The following is a 17,118-nucleotide window of genomic DNA, read 5'->3' on the forward strand; positions in this document are numbered from 1 at the left end:
AATGGTGAATTATAATAAATAACTATTCTACTCCGCCTCCTAAAGCTCGGTAGAGATTTATTGCTGCATTGAGTTTTTCTAACTTTATTGTTACAACGTCTAAATCATTTTGAAGTGAACTGTTTTGAGCAGTGATAACTTCTAAGTAATTTGCCATTCCGCTTTTATAAAGAAGAGAAGCATCTGCAGTTGCTTTGTCTAAAGACGTTGCTTTTTCTTTTGCTAAAACAATTCTTTCGTCTGCATATTTTAGTCTTGACATGGCATCATTAACTTCTCCAACAGCAGTAATAAAAGATTGTTTAAACTGAACCGCCGCTTTTTCTTGTTCTAAAACAGCAACTTCATAAGCGGTTCTTAAGGCTTTTTTTCTAAAAATTGGCTGTGCTAAATTGGCAGCAATAGTTTTAGTTAAAGATCCAGGAAAATTGAACCAAGTATCAAACTCAAATGAATTTACTCCAATAGACGGATTTAAACTTAAAGTTGGATACATTGCCGCTTTTGATAATCCTGTTTTTGCTGTTGCAGACATTACAGCATATTCGCTTGCTTTTACGTCTGGTCTTCGGCTTAAAAGTGAAACTGGAATTCCTGTCGGGAAAACAACCGAAATTTCTGCGGCGTCAATATTTCCTGCTCTTTCAATTTTGTCTGGATATTCTCCGCATAAAATCTGCAAAGCATTTTCTTGAACAGCAATATTTGCTTTCGCTAAAGGCACTAATAATTCAGCCGTTTTTTTCTGAGCTTCGGTCTGATTTACCGCTAAAGAACTTATAGAACCTGAATTGTATTGCAATTTCATCATATCTAAAGTACTGGTACTTAATTCGATGTTTTTCTCTGCAATTTTCAGCTGTTCATCTAAACCTAAAAGATTGTAATACGATTGTGCAACTTGAACAATAATTCTGGTTTTTAAAGCCGATAGATTTTCTTTCTGACCAAAATAAGCCGCTTTTGCATCTCTTTTCTGCATGACAGCTTTTCCCCAAATATCAGCTTCCCAAGACAATTTTAGCGTGGCGCTGTAATCGTCCATGTAATCTTTGCTTGTAAACTGCGAACTCAAAGATCCGTTTAATGAATTTTTTGAAAGATACGAACGGCTCGCGCCTGCGTCAAAATCAAGTGTGGGAAGTAAGGACAGCTTGGCTTGTTTGTAAGCAAGATCAAGCTGTTCCATACTTTTCATTGCAATAAGCACCTCATTATTTTTAACGAGGGCTTTTTCAATTAAATTAACCAACAAAGGATCTTTATAATAGTTTTTCCACGGAAGCAAAACCGTATCTCCAGTTACAGCGATTTCTTCACGGTATTTTTCTGGAGCATTTAAATCTGTACGGGCATATTTTTTTCCTACTACGCACGAAGTCATAATCGTTGCGGTAAGTAAAACAATTCCGATTTTATATAGTGTTTTCATTATTATTCTTTTATGGTTTGAACTTGTACTGCAATCTTCTTTCCTGATACTTTTTCCTGTAAATATTGGAATACAATGAAAAGCAACGGAATCACAAAAATTCCCAATACAACACCGCTAAACATTCCCACAGCGGCACTCACACTTATTGATCGGTTTCCGACTGCTGTTCCTCCAGAAGCGAACATTAACGGAATCATACCTACAATAAAAGCAAGCGAAGTCATTATAATTGGTCGTAACCTTGATCGTGCTCCTTCAATTGCCGCTTCTATTATTGATGATCCGCCGAGACGTCTTTGTAAAGCAAATTCTACAATCAAAATCGCGTTTTTCGCCAAAAGTCCGACGAGCATAATTAATCCGACCTGAACATAAATATTGTTATCTAGACCAACCGCTTTAATTCCTGCGAAAGCTCCTAAAATTCCTGTTGGAATAGAAAGCAATACTGCAAGTGGCAATAAATAACTTTCGTATTGAGCAGCAAGCAGAAAGAATACAAACAATAGACATAACCCAAAAATGGCAACAGTCTGGCTTCCTCCTGCTTTTTCCTCAAGACTTAAACCTGTCCATTCGTAACTGTAATCTGCTGGAAGTTTGTCTAAAACTTTTTCTAGATTCCCCATAATCTGACCGTTACTATAACCTGGCAATGCCATTGCTGTAATATTTACCGAATTATAAAGGTTGTAACGATTTACCGATTCTGGTCCATATACTTTATGGAATTTCACAATCGATTTTACTGGAACCATTTGCATCTCAGCATTTCTTACGAAAATTTCATTAAAGGCATCTTCGTCCATTCTAAAAATTCCATCGGCTTTTACATTCACTCTGTAAAATTTACCAAATCTCGAAAAGTCAGCAGATTGATCTCCTGCAAAATACGTTTGGATATTTCCTAAAAGTTCCTTGATATTTACACCCATTTGACGCGCTTTGTCTTCGTCAACTTCTAATTCTAATTGCGGATAATCTGCCCTAAAAGTCGTGTAAGCATATTGTACTCCAGGTTGTTGCATAATCTGAGCGATAACTTTGTCAGACATTGCTTTTAAAGTTTCTGGACTTCTCGCCATTCTATCCTGCAAAACAATTTCTGCACCACTTGTTACACCAAAACCTTCAACTGGAGGCATTCTGAAAACCATAATCTGACCTTCTTTAATTTTAGCCAGTTTTCCGTTTACCTCATTCATAATTTCGTCAATATCCTTAACTGCTCCTCTTTCTTTTTTAGGTTTTAATTTGATAAATCCTAAACCGTAAGCAGGGCTGGCACTATTACTCAAAATATTAAATCCTGTAATACTCGTATTAACATCAATAGCTTCTACAGAACCTAATTCTTTTTCCATTTTTTGAATTACCGCAGTTGTACGATCCAAAGCCGTTCCTGGTGGCATTGATAAACTGTATACCATGAAACCATCATCTTCTAACGGAACGAAACTTTTTGGTGTCGACATCATCATATAAACAGCAATTGCCGTAATTCCGGCAACTAATCCAGCTGCAATCCATTTTCTTCCAATTAAAAAACGAACACCTTTGATATATCTTCCCGTTAAATTTTCGAAACTGCTATTAAATCCAACAAAAAAACGTTCTTTAAAAGTCGTTTTATGTTCGTTATTTCCATGTTTATCTCCGTGATTTTTTAACAAAAGTGCGCATAACGCAGGCGTTAAAGTCAAGGCATTTACAGCCGAAATGATAATCGCAATTGCCAATGTATAAGCGAATTGTTTATAGAAAATTCCTGAAGATCCTGTCATAAATCCAATCGGAATAAAAACCGCAGACATAACCAAAGTAATTGAGATAACTGCTCCGGTAATTTCTGCCATCGCGCTATGTGTAGCTTCTTTAGCTGTAATTTCTGAATCTTCTTCCATTTTACTGTGAACGGCTTCTACAACCACAATCGCATCATCGACCACAATTCCGATTGCTAAAACCAAAGCAAAAAGTGTCAGGATATTAACCGTAAATCCGAAAACCAACAGAAAGAAAAACGTTCCGACAATTGCCACAGGAACCGCAATCGCCGGAATAATCGTCGAGCGAATGTCTTGCAGGAAGATAAATACTACGATAAATACCAGAATAAAAGCTTCAAACAAAGTCGATTTTACCTGTCCTGTCGCTTCATCCAATCTTTCTTTGGTACTCATTACATTAACGTATTTTATACCTGGAGGAAAAGATTTAGATAATCTTTCTACTTCCTTATTGATTCCGATTTCAATATCATTGGCGTTTGAACCCGAAGTTTGTAAAATTGCCATTGTAACGGCATTTTTACTGTTCGATTTATTATCACCGCTGTACGAAATAGAACCAAATTCTACTCGTGCAACGTCTTTTAATCTTAAAACATTGCTTCCGTTATTTTTAACTACAATATTTTCATATTGTTCTGGTTTGTTCTTTTTTCCTTTGTAACGAATTACATATTCTAAAGCCGCTGAAGATTCTTCTCCTAATTTTCCAGGAGCCGATTCTAAACTCTGCTCTGCAATTGCCTGTGTAACATCTGAAGGTACTAAACCAGCATTTGCCATTTTACGCGGATCAAGCCAAACTCGCATCGAATAATCTTTCTGACCAAAAATTTGAACCTGCCCAACACCGGGAACACGTTTCATTTGAGGTACAAGATTTATATTGGCATAATTCTGCAAAAACAACTCGTCATACTTAGCATTATCTTCTGTATATAAATTGAAGATAACAATCATACTATTTTGTTGTTTTGAAGTCGTAAGCCCCATACGAACTACTTCTTGAGGTAATTTTGGAGTTGCCTGCTGTACTCTGTTTTGAACGTTTACAGCAGCCTGATCTGGATCGACTCCTTGCTTAAAAATTACGCTGATAGAAAAAGATCCGTCGTTACTGGCAGTAGATTTTATATACTGCATATTTTCAACTCCGTTAATCTGTTCTTCTAATGGCGTTACCACCGAACGAATAACGGTTTCACTATTTCCTCCAGGATATGAACCACTTACCATAACGGTTGGAGGCGAAATATCTGGGAATCTCGTTACAGATAATCTCGTAAGACCTATAATCCCCAAGATAACCAATACAATGGAAATGACTGTAGCCAAAACTGGCCTGTCTATTATTTTCTTTAACATGGAAAATGTTATTTTTTATATTAAATCAAAAAATTATTTGCTGCTAAGATTTTTTGCAGCCGTTTTTGGAACAACTTCCATACTATCATAAAGTACATCGATAGAATTAAGCGCAACTTTGTCGCCTGATTTCAAACCTGATTTTACGTAATAATTCGCTCCAGAATTTCCTGCAATTTCAATTGGAACCATTGCTACTTTATTGCCTTCTTTCAAAACAAAAACAAAAAATTTATCCTGAATATCTTTTACACTCGCCATCGGAATTGTAATAACAGAAGACAAATTCTTGTTCAATACAATTCTAGCAGAACCTCCAGAACGCAATTCTTTTTTAGGATTTGGAAAAATAGCTTTTAGAGCAATTGTTCCTGTAGCGCGATCTATATTTCCACTGGCAACTTCTAGTTTTCCTTTTTGATCATATTCGCTGTCGTCTGCCATAATCAAACTCACCGATTTATCTGATTTTGAATCTTTTGAAAAAGCCAGATAATCGGCTTCTGTTAGAGAGAAATACACAAACACGTTATTAATTTCTGAAAGCGTTGTTAATGGAACAGCGTCGTTTGGCGTAACTAAATTTCCAATACGATTTGGAATACGGCTAATATAGCCGCTTACAGGAGCTTTAATCAAAGAGAAATCGGCATTTAACTGAGATGATCCTAAAGCGGCTTTAGCCTGTGCTACTTGTGCAGTTGCAGCTTCATAATTTGCTTGTGCAGTTTTTAACTGCATGTCAGAAAAAACTTTTCCTTCAACCAAAGGTTTAATTTTCTCGACTTCTAGTTTTGCATTTGCTTGATTTGCTAATGCATTTTTATAAGCCGCACGACTGTTGTTTACCTGTTCTGCATAAACATCGCCTTTTATTTTAAAAAGAGATTGCCCTTTGCTTACATAATCTCCTTCTTTTACATAAATCGCTTCCAGATAACCTGAAACTTGCGCTTTTATATCAACGTTTACAGTACCTTCAACAGTACCTGGATATTTTTTTTCGATATCTCCAGATGCCGAACTTGTCTGAAGAAAGTCAACTTCTGGTTTAGGAGGTGCCATTTGCGCATCTCCACTCTTTCCGCATGAAGAAAGCGAGAGGATTATTAATAAAACCGCAATCATACCAATTGCTTGATTATTCTTAAAAAACTGTTTTGTCATTTTACTTTTCATTTTAAATGAATTACCTCAAATTTGGCAGCAAAATAACAGCTGAAAAGAGCTTTTTTAAGGAAGAAAGTTACCCAAACGGCATTTTTTGACACTGAAACGGAGGTTTGGAATTATGCCGCTAAGGCGCTAAGGCGCAAAGTTTTTTTAAGAATATGAAAAGGAATCTCGCAAAGATGCAGAGTCGCAAAGTTTTCTTTTTTGCCAAAGATTAAAGAATTTGTTTCTCTCTCAGATTTAGTAGATTTATGACACATTATTTGTCATCCTGGCGAAGGATCACACCAGAAACTCTACAAAGATTTACTGTAGATTGCAGAGCTACTTACGAAGATTTCTCGATCCTCGAAATGACAAATATTATCGCAAAATGTAATAAAAAAAACTTAGCGCCTTAGCGCCTTCGTGGCAAAACAAAAACCTTAGCATCTTAAAATCAGCGATCCATCCACTGTTTAAACAAAGGCGTTTTTTCTCGGCTAATAATTACTTCGCGTTCGGGATCTCGTTTTAATTGGATTTTCAGTTTTGCGTTGAAGTAGTTCGCAATAGATTTGATGCTTTCGGCGCGAATAAAAAATTGGCGATTAGCTCGAAAAAAGATATTCGGATCTAATTCTTGCTCTAATTCTTCCATTGTTTGCGGAATCGAGATAATTACACCCGATTTAAGAAATAAATTACTGGTTTTAAATTCAGAGTAAATAAAGTCAATTTCTGAAACATCAACGCTTTTGTAACCGTCGCGATACGTAACTAAAAAACGCATTCTAAATACTGGTTTCTGAATAAGTTCTTTTAAAATTCCAGTAATATTGGTATAACTAGTTTCGTTTTTATTTAATGATTTAAATTTTGTTAAAGCATGTTCCAATTCGTTTTTTTCGATTGGTTTCATCAAATAATCGATGCTGTTTACCTTAAATGCTCGAATTGCATATTCGTCATAAGCGGTAGTAAAAATTACAGGACAAGAGATATTCACTTCATCAAAAATGGCAAAACTCAATCCGTCAGCCAAACGAATATCCATAGTAATTAAATCTGGAGTAGGATTTGAATTTAACCATGTTACCGTATCTACAACGGTGTCAATAATGCCTAAAATTTCACAATTTGGTTCTAGCTCTTCAAGCAGTCTTTTTAAGCGGCTTGCATTGATACTTTCATCTTCTACAATTAAAATTTTCATAACTCTTAAATTAATGGAAGACGCACCTCATAATAACCGTTTGATTCACTAAAACTCGGCATTTTTTGAGATAAGATTTTATAACGGAATTCAATATTTTTATTTCCAATTCCAGTTGAAATCAGACTTTTTCCAGCAGTTTGCTGCAATTTATTTCTAACAATAATATCACCTGAATCGGATAAAATAGATATTGTAAGCGGATTTGCCAAAGTTGCCGTATTGTGCTTTACAGCATTTTCTACCAGTAATTGCAGTGTTAATGGCGGCAAATGAAGCGAAAATGCAGAAGAATCAATCTCAATTTTCAAATCAATTTTTTCACCAAGGCGTTTCTTCAATAAATAGAAATAAGCGTTTAAAAACTCTATTTCTTCTTTTACCGTGATTGTATCTTTATTCGAATTTGAAATCATATAACGATATACTCTCGTTATATTTTCTAAAAAAGAAGCCGCTTCTTTTTGGTCTTCATAAATCAATTCTGTAAGTGTACTGAAATTGTTGAACACAAAATGCGGATCCAATTGCATTTTTAAAGATTCTAATTTAGAACGCGTAACCGCTTCCTGAAGTTCTGAAGCTTTAATTTTTAATTCGGCAGTTTCAATAGCGTTTAAACGCCATCTGTTTAGCAGAAATATTCCAGTATGAATAGCGCTGATGAAAAGCGAAATAATGGCAGCCATAATTTTAGACTGCCAAATCGTAACCAAGTCATTTTCTTCTAATGCTGTGCAAGGATATAGATAATCCCAAAGCCAAGAAAAAAAGTAGTTTAAGAGCATGTTTCCGGCAATTAGGCAAATAAACTGTGCTATCGCCCTAAAAACCGGATTTTGTTCCCAACTTATGTAATAATTTAATTTCCTGCCTACAAAAAGTGTCAGTTCGGTAAGTATGGCACAATATAGGAGAATGATAAAGATATCGAAGCTTTGATCTAAATCGAGCAAACTTTCTTCTTTAAAATTTCTATACGGATTCAGAAAATAATACGAAGATAAGTACACCAAAAAAACAGCCGGAATTACGATAACTCTGTAATATTTATAGAAAAAATTCTTTCCCGACCTTTTATTTTGGTTTCTTAACCCCATTTATTTATTTTAAATAGAACATTTTGGCATTGCTTAATGCGCTACCAAAACATTCTCTTTTTCTGTATTTGCTATTTTTTGTTCTACAGATTTCTTTTCGCGCATAACTCCCCATTTTAAACAAGTTGCACCCCAAGAAAACCCTGCACCAAAAGTAGTAATCAGTACATTTTGACCTTCTTTAAAATCGTCTTTAAAGTCCCATAAACATAAAGGAACTGTTGCAGATGTTGTATTTCCGTAACGGTCAATATTTACTTTAACTTTATCAAAATCAATATTTAAACTTTCGCTTACAGCGGTAATAATTCTCAGATTTGCTTGATGCGGAACTACCCAGTCAATTTTATCTGATTCTAAACCATTTTTTACCAAAGCATCTTGCGAAACCTGACTCATTGCAGAAACTGCTCTTTTAAATACAAAAGCACCGTCTTGTTTTAAATAATGTGTTCTGTGCAAAAGACTCTGCATAGAAGTTGGATTTCTAGAACCTCCAGCTGGTACAGCAAGAGAAGAAACTCCGCTTCCGTCTGTTTTTAAAATTGTTTTCATTAATCCGTAGTCAGATTCTGTTTTTTCTAATAAAACAGCTCCTGCTCCATCTCCGAAAAGAATACAAGTATTACGGTCTTCATAATCTACGATCGAACTCATTTTATCTGCTCCAACGATGATTAACTTTTTGTAGCGTCCGCTTTCGATCATGTTTGCTCCCATTTCTAGAGCATATAAAAAACCGCTGCAAGCCGCATTCATGTCAATTCCAAAAGCATTTGTAAGTCCGCTTTTTTCGCAGACAATACTTGCCGTTGGTGCTAAAATGTGATCTGGTGTTGCTGTTGCTACAAGCAAAGCTTCAATTTCACCACGATCAACATTATAATTTTCTATAAGATTTTCAATTGCAGCCGCGGCAAGATCAGATGTTGCCGTTTCATCGTCTGCAATTCTACGTTCTCTAATTCCAGTTCTTTTGATGATCCATTCTTCTGATGTATCTACAGTTTCTGAAATCTTTTTATTGGTTAGGATAGATGGCGGTACGAAACCACCTATTGCTGTAATTACTGCGCTCATTTGTTTTTGTTTTTTTTTAAGCTTTGTACTCTTATTACCCAATGCTTAACACTTTCATTATTCTTTTGAAAGTTCTTCGGAATAATAATCAAAAAAATCCCTTAGAACAGACATCGAAAACAATAATAGTTATCGTAAAAAGTTCATTTAATCTTTTGACATTAACCTTTTTGAGAAAAATTTAAAACCTGAACAAACCAAAATATTATAAAAAGTCCCAATTCAAATGAATTAAAAATCTACACAAAGTATTTTCTCGGTATTCCTTGGTATAAACCTTTAATTGATTTTATTTTAAAATCTTATAATGTCTCTTCAGTTTGTAGGTAATTCTCAATTACAGCCGTTATCATTTTAATAAAAAAACAATCTGCATTAAGTTTTAGAGCGTCACAAAATTAATTTAAAAAAATCTGAAACAAGCAGGTAATTATAAATAATTAACAAAACTGCTTAAAATGTTAAACTATAATTTCAATATCCGACAACAAGCATCAAAAAATTATAGAATTCCTAAAATCAAAAATATTTCCTTTATGATTTCTTTTACTAAAACTTCTTCAAAAAAACCTTGTATTTTTTATATCTCTTTTCTAAAATCACGTCAATTTTTAATAATTCGGAAATGACAACAAAGGTATATCCAAACCTGCAGCCAAAATTCTGGTCTTACTTCTATGAACTAGAGAATCCCAAAAACCATACTTTTGAGGCACCATAATTAACAAATCTGCTTCGTAATTTTTAATTTCCTTTCTAATTTCGTCTATAACTGCGTTAGATCTTACTGTTTTATAAAGATATTTGACATCTTCAAACTCTTTTTCAATATTAGAATTCATTAAAATTCTGTGCTGTTCTTCTTTTAAATCATCCAACTTTTCGTCTACACTAAAAAATTCGATTTCAGCGCCAAAATCTCCAAGAGCATTTTTAATCCAGCTGAACCTTTTTATTGCAGAAAAACTCAAACTATCGCATGCATATAATACCTTTTTTATACTTAGAAAACGTGCCTTTTCGGGAACTGCCAATACAGGCACATGCAGGTTTTTTATTGCCGATGTTGTAGAATTTCCTAATAATTCCTGTTCAAAAGAACGTTCTGCCATTCCCATTACTACTACATCTGCTTTTGTATTTTCAATAATTTTAGGAAGTTCATCTTCTAAAAACGAATACGTACAAATCGATTCTGTTTGAATCTTGAACATTTCAGCCGTTTGTTGGGCCAAAACTTCTAATCTTGAAATTGCTTTTTCGATTTGTTTCTGCATGGCATCGGCAGTAATATGCGAATTTGCACTGTGAACGCTCAAGGAAAATGAATTAAATAAAATAAGTTTTGCTCCTGTAGCTTTTGCAAGTCCCGCAGCATATGTAACGGCATTGTTTGCAATCGCTGAAAAATTGGTTGCAGCAATTATAGTAAGTGGTGACGTCATAAAATTGTCATTAAGCATTAATCCAGCAAAATTCCCGAATTAATCGCTAAAAGGCATTTTAAAATCACCGAAGTAACATTATTTACTTCTCAACCGTAAATTATAGTTTCTGAAAAAAAGTGGCTTATTTTCGAACGAGAAATTTATAAATGGTTTGAGAAGTAAAAATTTCATTAGGACGCAAAACTGTATTTGGAAAAGCAGGCGTATTGATCGAGTTTGGATAATGCATTGTTTCTAGGCAAAATGCACCATTTTTTGTGTAAGGAACGTTGTCGCGTCCTTTCACTTTTTCGCTCAGCCAGTTTCCAGAATAAAATACAACACCCGGCTCCGTTGTGTAAACTTCCAATTCACGACCGCTTAAAGGTTCGTAAGCTTTTGCCGCTAAAGCTAATTTACCCGTTTGGTTTCTCAGAACAAATGTGACATCATATCCATTTGTGTATTGCTGAACTTTTTCTATCTCTTTCCCAATCGTTTTAGGAGAAGTAAAATCAAAAGGCGTTTGTTTTACATTCAGGATTTTTCCCGTAGGCAAACTGCCATCTTTAAACTCCAAAAACTGATCGGCAAAAACGGTTAATTCTGTGTTTAATGCTTTCGTTTCTTTTCCGCCTGAAAGATTAAAATAAGTATGATTAGTTAGAACTAATGGCGTTGCTTTATCTGTAGTTGCTTTATAATCAATAACCAAATCATTATTTTTTTTGAGTGTAAACGTTACCGAAACGGACAAATTACCCGGAAAACCTTCCTCTCCGTCTTTGCTTAAATACGTCATTTCGACTGCAGGTTCATTCTTTTTTGAAATTTCTCTGGCTTTCCAAACACGTTTATCAAAACCATTAACACCGCCATGAATATCTGACGAAAGTGTAAATTCTTTTCCATCAAGTGTGAATTTCTTATCTGATATGCGATTCGCAACACGACCAACCGTCGAACCCATCAACGAGTTGTCATTACTTGCATATTGCGAAAGCGAATCGAAACCAAGTACGACACTGCTCATTTTTCCATCTTTATCTGGTACGACAATATTTGTAATTGCCGCTCCATAAGTAATTAATTGAACCTGCATTCCAGTTTTATTCTGTAACGTGTATTGAAAAACATCTTCTCCGCTAACTTGTCCGATCATTTCTTTTTTGATGGATACTTTTTTAGCCGAATTTTTGTTTTGAGCCCATATATTTTCAGTTAAGCTGAATAACATTAAAAATGACAAGCTTATACTTAATTGAAATTTGTTCATGATTTTAAATTTTGTTTTATACTTCTAACATTATTTCAATTTTGACAAATCGTATTGTTCTTCAAGATGTGCAAATCGAGCCAGAATTTCGAGCATTCCGCCATGTTCTACTAAATTGTATTCGACATTATTAGCTTCAAATAATCCTTTTGAATTTTTATTTTCTTTAATAGCATTATCTAAACATTTTTTAAATCCTGAAATGTATTTTAAGTCTTTATTATGTTTTAAAAGATGCATATAACCACGAAGTAAAACAGCATTAAACCAATAACCGTCTCTAAATTTTCCACTTTTATAAAAATACTCTAAAGAACTGTCTGCCATTTTATTTGCCTTTTCAAGATACTTTTTATCTCCCGTCAATTCGAATAAATAAACACTCGACTGCAGCATAGTTCCTGTATTATAAGAGAATACGGTTTCTCCAATAGTTTCATCTTTAACCTTTATATTATCGTAAAATAAACCTGTAGGAGTTTGTAGTTTTTGAGTTGTCCAATCGTAAATCTTAATCGCATTTTCAAGGTATTTTTTGTCCTTTGTGGCTTTGTACATTTTTAAGGCAACAATAATTCCAGGTCCGTTTGAGCACGTATTTTTCGTTTCAAAATCATTTTCTCTCCAATACAATCCGCCTCCAAGCGCATTGTCTGATGCCGTCATCATGAAATCATACATTGACTTTCCTAAATCGAAATAAGATTTCTTGCCCGTTCTTTCGTAAATATCCAAAGCCGTTATTCCAATCCATTGGTTGTCATCATAATATCGCTGACCTTTGCTCAATTTTACAATATACTCACCATAACCCGGTTTAGGTAGCGAAGGATCATAATAAGGCTGCATACTATTGAAAATGCCATCGACTAAGTTCGCCTTTTTGTCTACTTTTTCAATTTCGTTAGAAGCTTCAAACATCGCACAAAGCGCCCACAACCAACTGTATTCTCTTTTATGCCCAAATTTTGTTTCTCTTTTTGCCGGATCTAAATCCACGAAATAATAACCGGAAGCCTTATCATGAAAATTACTTTCAATCGCTACATTCAGACTTTCCATTTCCTTTTTATAAAAATCGTTTTTTGACTTTTCATTTCTTTTTATAAATGAAAAACTCGAGAACAATACTATTGTTGCAAAAAGTAGAATACTTCCTTTTCTTTTATTCATAATCTAATTATTTATATTATATATTTTTTTTAATGGAATTAATCTTGTTTGAATATGGTGCTCTGAAGTTCTTCCAACGATTTTCCTTTTGTCTCAGGCATCATAAAAAGTACAAAAAGCAATTGCAGAACCATCATTAAAGTAAAAATAAGAAAAACAACTCCTGCTCCAATTGTTGAAAATAAAAACGGAATCATAGACGGAATAATTGCGGCCAAAACCCAATGCGTTGATGAACCAAATGCCTGACCGCTTGCTCGCAAATGATTTGGGAAAATTTCTGAAATAAAAACCCAAATTACAGCTCCTTGTCCAATGGCGTGTGAAGCAATAAATAAAAATAAGAAAAGCGGAACTTGTATGCCTTGCCATTTTAAGAAAAAAGCAAGAGATACCAATCCTAAAGAAATAATATAACCAATTGATCCTATAATCATTAAAACTTTTCTTCCTAGAACATCAATTAGAAAAACCCCAATAAGTGTAAATATTAAATTGGTAATTCCGATTCCGACGCTACTCATTAAAGCCGCACTTTCTTCTAATCCTGCTTCGGCAAAAATTCTTGGTGCGTAATATAAAAAGGCATTTATTCCAGAAAACTGATTGAACAAAGCAATTAAAAATGCCAACAAAAGCGGAAATCTATATTTTTTCAGAAAGATGGTTTCTTTTTTTTCCTCTTCATTTTCATTTCCTGAAAAATGCATTTCTTTCATTAAATCTTCAATTTTTGCAGTTGGATCTATTTTCTTTAAAACCGATTCTGCTTCTGCAAATTTGGATTGCGATATTAGCCATCTTGGACTTTCTGGTATTGTAAAAACAATTAATGTGTAAAAAAATGCAGGAAAAGCCATTATTCCAAGCATCCATCGCCAAGCATTTTCTCCGGCATCTTTTAGTAAGTAATTAGAAAGAAAAGCCATTAAAATCCCTAAAACGATATTAAATTGATATAAAGAAACCAATCTGCCTCGATCTTTTGCTGGAGAAATTTCAGAAACATACGCGGGAGCTGCAATAGTCGAAGCGCCAATTCCTAATCCGCCTAGAAAACGGAAAAAAGCAAAAATCCATGGATTGTCTGCTAATGACGAACCAATCGCAGAAGCTAGAAACAAAATTCCTATCCAAATCAATGTTTTCTTTCTACCAAGTTTATTGGTTGGAATTCCTCCAAAAATTGCACCAGCGACAGTTCCCCATAACGCCATTGCCATTACCACAGCACCGTGAAATGCATCTGAACTATGCCATAATTCCTGTAGTTTTTTGTCTGCGCCCGAAATAACTACGGTATCAAAACCAAATAAAAAGCCTGCCAATGCGGCCGTAATTGCCCATAATACTATTTTATTCATAATAATGATTATTTAGTTTTTAATTCTAAATGAATATTTTCCTGATTTTAGCTGAATCACCTGATACAATCCCTCATCACTTATTTTTATATCTTTTGAATTACAAGAAAAAGTGCTGTTTTTTTCTAAATATAAACTAGCATTTGAGTTTGGCGGCACAACTACTTTGTATACTATTTTATTTCTTTTTCGTTTCCAGTTCGAGACAATTTTACCATAAGGCGATTCATGTTCTGATTCAAAATACTCGAGTCCGTTTACAAAATTTGGTTTTAAAATAATGTGCTTAAAACCCGGTGCATTTTCATCTGGAAAAATTCCGCCCAAACCTTTGTACATCCACGCTCCAATTTCTCCAAACATAATATGATTCATTGAAGCATCATTTTTCTCGACGTGCAACGGCCAGTTTTCGTATAAAGTTGTAGCTCCGTTTTTGATCCAATAACCCCAAGACGGAAAATCTTCTTGAGAAGCAATTTTATATGCTGCATAGGCATAACCATTTTCGCTTAAGGCGTTGAGTAAAGCTTTTGTTCCAAGTAAACCAACATCTAAATGGAAATTAGTTTCTTGCACTTTTTTATATAAATTTTCGGCTACTTTTTGTTTGAATTCATCAGGAACCAATCCCCAATACAATGAACCCGATAATTCGGTTTGTGTTCCGCTCGCATACAAGTTTGTTGACGGATTAAAAAACTGCTGATTGAATGCTTTTTTAATCTTTTCTGCTAATTTAAAATAGTGTTCAGCATCATTTGTTTTACCTAATAGTTTGGCCGTTTTAGCCAAAATCAATGCATCTGCATAATAATACATTGTAGAAGTAAGCGGTTTTGAACTTTGAGTTTTAACAGGAACCCAATCGCCTAATCCCCAATCTGTAATACCCGTTGGATATTTCTGATCGATCAAATCCACATACTTTTTTATGTTGGGATACATTATATTGAGCAAACTGCTATCTCCATAAAACTCATATATTTTCCACGGAATAATAGCAATCGAACTTGTCCAGTCAGGACCAGTTGCAAATTCATATCCAAAAGCTCCAGGATTCGGAACAATATTAGAAATTCCGCCGTCTGGCTGTTGCTCATCCTGATGATCTGCAAGCCATTTCTCGTAAATAGTAATGCCGTCAAAATTATATAAACCCGTTTCGACGTTGATTTGTGCATCTCCCGTCCATCCGTTTTTTTCACGTTGCGGACAATCAGTCGGATAACCAAATAAATTGGCTAGATAACTGCTGTTTGTGGCTTCCCAAATTTTATTAAAAACTGGATTTGAAGTTTTAATTTTTCCAACAGCAGGAACGTCGCTATGCATTTCTAGAGCCAAAACAGAATCTTCATCTAATCTAAAAGGCTTACTTGAAGTTACTTCTACAAATTGAAAACCTTTATAATTAAACTTTGGAGAAAAGGTTTCAACGCCATTTCCCTTTGCAATAAAAATATCCGTCTGAAAAGGATCTGAATTATCAGTCGGACGATAATGCAAGTCAATATTAGAAAGATCTAACATTCCGTTTGGATACAAACGTTCTGCGTGTTTTATTCTGAAAATTGTTCCTGCAACTGCATTTTTTATAGAAAAACGAACTGTTCCTGCAATATTTCTAGGAAAAGTAAAAACCGTTAAAGTATCATTTACTCGATTAATTTTAGTTGGTTTTAATTGAGCAGTTACGCGAATAGGATGCAATTGTTGCGAAACCAAATTGGATGATGGCGCTTTTACAACTATTGATTGTTTCCAATTATTATCATCAAAATCGGGTTTATTCCAATTGATTATTTCTCTCTGCGCATCATAATGTTCGCCTGTGTAAATGCTGTTAAAAATTACGGGACTATCTGCTGTTTTCCATGTTTCATCTGTTGTTATCGTTTCGGTTGTATTATCAGAATAAGTAATTCTAATGTTTACCAAACAACGCGGACGATTTCTCCAAATCGCTTTATCAAACTTCCAAACGGCCGTCGATTGATGGTTGTACCAGCCGTTTCCTAACAAAATTCCGAAAGCATTTTTTCCCTTTTGCAATTGTGTTGTTATGTCTAAAGTTGCATATAAGTTTCGGCTGTCAAATTTTGTAATCATTGGATCTAGCAGTCGATTTCCAACTTTTTTTCCATTCACATAAAATTCATACAATCCCGCTGCTGTAACATAGGCACGAGCTGATTTTATAGTTTTTGCTGTAGAAATTTCTTTTCTGAAATAAGGCGCTGGTTTGTAATTCATATCATGAGAATCTGAAATCCAACTTCCCTTGCAATCATTAGATTGCAACATTGCGGTTTCAAAACGTTGAATTTTTGAAACTTGCATTTTCTCATTTTGATCCCAAACTTTTACTCTCCAGAAATAAGTGGTAAAAGATTGAAGAGATTCTCCTCTATATGAAACTAAAATGTCTGATGAAATTACTTTTCCGGTATTCCAAACCGTTGCTTTTTCTTTACTTAAAGCAATTGAATCTGTAGCAATTTCTATTTGATATGCGGTTTGACAACTATTCTTTTTATTCCCCTCTAATTGCCAAGAAAGTCTTGGTTCTCGAACATCAATTCCTAACGGATTTACCAAATGTTCGCATTTAAGATTTACTGGATTTTGCGCATAACCACTGAAACTCATTAACAGAAAAAGTAAAAACAGCTGCTTTATTTTTGCATTATTTTGATTCTGTATAATCATTAGATTTTCTTTTTTTAAGCATTGTCTT

Annotated in this window: 11 protein-coding genes; all 11 read right to left on the reverse strand. The window is 34.4% G+C overall.

What is annotated here, in order from left to right; all coding sequences use genetic code 11:
- Window positions 1–22: 22 nt before the first annotated feature.
- Window positions 23–1,432, reverse strand: a complete 1,410-nt coding sequence (locus tag NYQ10_RS18400) for an efflux transporter outer membrane subunit (protein ID WP_289877681.1) — start codon at window positions 1,430–1,432, stop codon at window positions 23–25.
- Between the two features lie 2 nt (window positions 1,433–1,434).
- Entirely contained in the window at window positions 1,435–4,590 is a 3,156-nt protein-coding gene (locus NYQ10_RS18405; RefSeq protein WP_289877682.1) for an efflux RND transporter permease subunit, read from the reverse strand.
- Window positions 4,591–4,623: 33 nt separating this feature from the next.
- Entirely contained in the window at window positions 4,624–5,757 is a 1,134-nt protein-coding gene (locus tag NYQ10_RS18410; RefSeq protein ID WP_289877683.1) for an efflux RND transporter periplasmic adaptor subunit, read from the reverse strand.
- A 445-nt stretch (window positions 5,758–6,202) separates the two neighbouring features.
- Window positions 6,203–6,958 (reverse strand): LytR/AlgR family response regulator transcription factor, encoded by a 756-nt coding sequence (locus tag NYQ10_RS18415; protein WP_289877684.1) that lies wholly within the window; start codon window positions 6,956–6,958, stop codon window positions 6,203–6,205.
- A gap of 5 nt (window positions 6,959–6,963) precedes the next feature.
- A complete protein-coding gene (locus tag NYQ10_RS18420) occupies window positions 6,964–7,746 on the reverse strand; it encodes a sensor histidine kinase (protein WP_289877685.1) in 783 nt (260 codons plus the stop codon).
- Window positions 7,747–8,091: 345 nt separating this feature from the next.
- Window positions 8,092–9,138 (reverse strand): beta-ketoacyl-ACP synthase III, encoded by a 1,047-nt coding sequence (locus tag NYQ10_RS18425; RefSeq protein WP_289877686.1) that lies wholly within the window; start codon window positions 9,136–9,138, stop codon window positions 8,092–8,094.
- A gap of 611 nt (window positions 9,139–9,749) precedes the next feature.
- Window positions 9,750–10,583: a universal stress protein gene (locus NYQ10_RS18430; RefSeq protein ID WP_289877687.1), complete on the reverse strand. Its 834-nt coding sequence runs from the start codon at window positions 10,581–10,583 to the stop codon at window positions 9,750–9,752.
- 124 nt (window positions 10,584–10,707) lie between these two features.
- The gene (locus NYQ10_RS18435) at window positions 10,708–11,841 is read right to left on the reverse strand and encodes an aldose epimerase family protein (RefSeq protein WP_289877688.1); all 1,134 of its coding nucleotides are present in this window, start codon (window positions 11,839–11,841) and stop codon (window positions 10,708–10,710) included.
- A gap of 30 nt (window positions 11,842–11,871) precedes the next feature.
- Window positions 11,872–13,014 (reverse strand): glycoside hydrolase family 76 protein, encoded by a 1,143-nt coding sequence (locus tag NYQ10_RS18440; RefSeq protein ID WP_289877689.1) that lies wholly within the window; start codon window positions 13,012–13,014, stop codon window positions 11,872–11,874.
- A 38-nt stretch (window positions 13,015–13,052) separates the two neighbouring features.
- Entirely contained in the window at window positions 13,053–14,378 is a 1,326-nt protein-coding gene (locus NYQ10_RS18445; protein ID WP_289877690.1) for a sugar porter family MFS transporter, read from the reverse strand.
- A 12-nt stretch (window positions 14,379–14,390) separates the two neighbouring features.
- Window positions 14,391–17,090 (reverse strand): glycoside hydrolase family 78 protein, encoded by a 2,700-nt coding sequence (locus NYQ10_RS18450; protein ID WP_289877691.1) that lies wholly within the window; start codon window positions 17,088–17,090, stop codon window positions 14,391–14,393.
- Window positions 17,091–17,118 lie beyond the last annotated feature (28 nt).

Source organism: Flavobacterium johnsoniae (assembly GCF_030388325.1).
GTDB classification, from domain to species: domain Bacteria; phylum Bacteroidota; class Bacteroidia; order Flavobacteriales; family Flavobacteriaceae; genus Flavobacterium; species Flavobacterium johnsoniae_C.

Coding starts and splice junctions, on each gene's coding strand:
- NYQ10_RS18440 (WP_289877689.1), bottom strand. CDS start 13,014: ATGAATAAAAGAAAAGGAAGTATTCTACTTTTTGCAACAATAGTATTG.
- NYQ10_RS18420 (WP_289877685.1), bottom strand. CDS start 7,746: ATGCTCTTAAACTACTTTTTTTCTTGGCTTTGGGATTATCTATATCCT.
- NYQ10_RS18400 (WP_289877681.1), bottom strand. CDS start 1,432: ATGAAAACACTATATAAAATCGGAATTGTTTTACTTACCGCAACGATT.
- NYQ10_RS18410 (WP_289877683.1), bottom strand. CDS start 5,757: ATGACAAAACAGTTTTTTAAGAATAATCAAGCAATTGGTATGATTGCG.
- NYQ10_RS18430 (WP_289877687.1), bottom strand. CDS start 10,583: ATGACGTCACCACTTACTATAATTGCTGCAACCAATTTTTCAGCGATT.
- NYQ10_RS18405 (WP_289877682.1), bottom strand. CDS start 4,590: ATGTTAAAGAAAATAATAGACAGGCCAGTTTTGGCTACAGTCATTTCC.
- NYQ10_RS18445 (WP_289877690.1), bottom strand. CDS start 14,378: ATGAATAAAATAGTATTATGGGCAATTACGGCCGCATTGGCAGGCTTT.
- NYQ10_RS18425 (WP_289877686.1), bottom strand. CDS start 9,138: ATGAGCGCAGTAATTACAGCAATAGGTGGTTTCGTACCGCCATCTATC.
- NYQ10_RS18415 (WP_289877684.1), bottom strand. CDS start 6,958: ATGAAAATTTTAATTGTAGAAGATGAAAGTATCAATGCAAGCCGCTTA.
- NYQ10_RS18435 (WP_289877688.1), bottom strand. CDS start 11,841: ATGAACAAATTTCAATTAAGTATAAGCTTGTCATTTTTAATGTTATTC.
- NYQ10_RS18450 (WP_289877691.1), bottom strand. CDS start 17,090: ATGATTATACAGAATCAAAATAATGCAAAAATAAAGCAGCTGTTTTTA.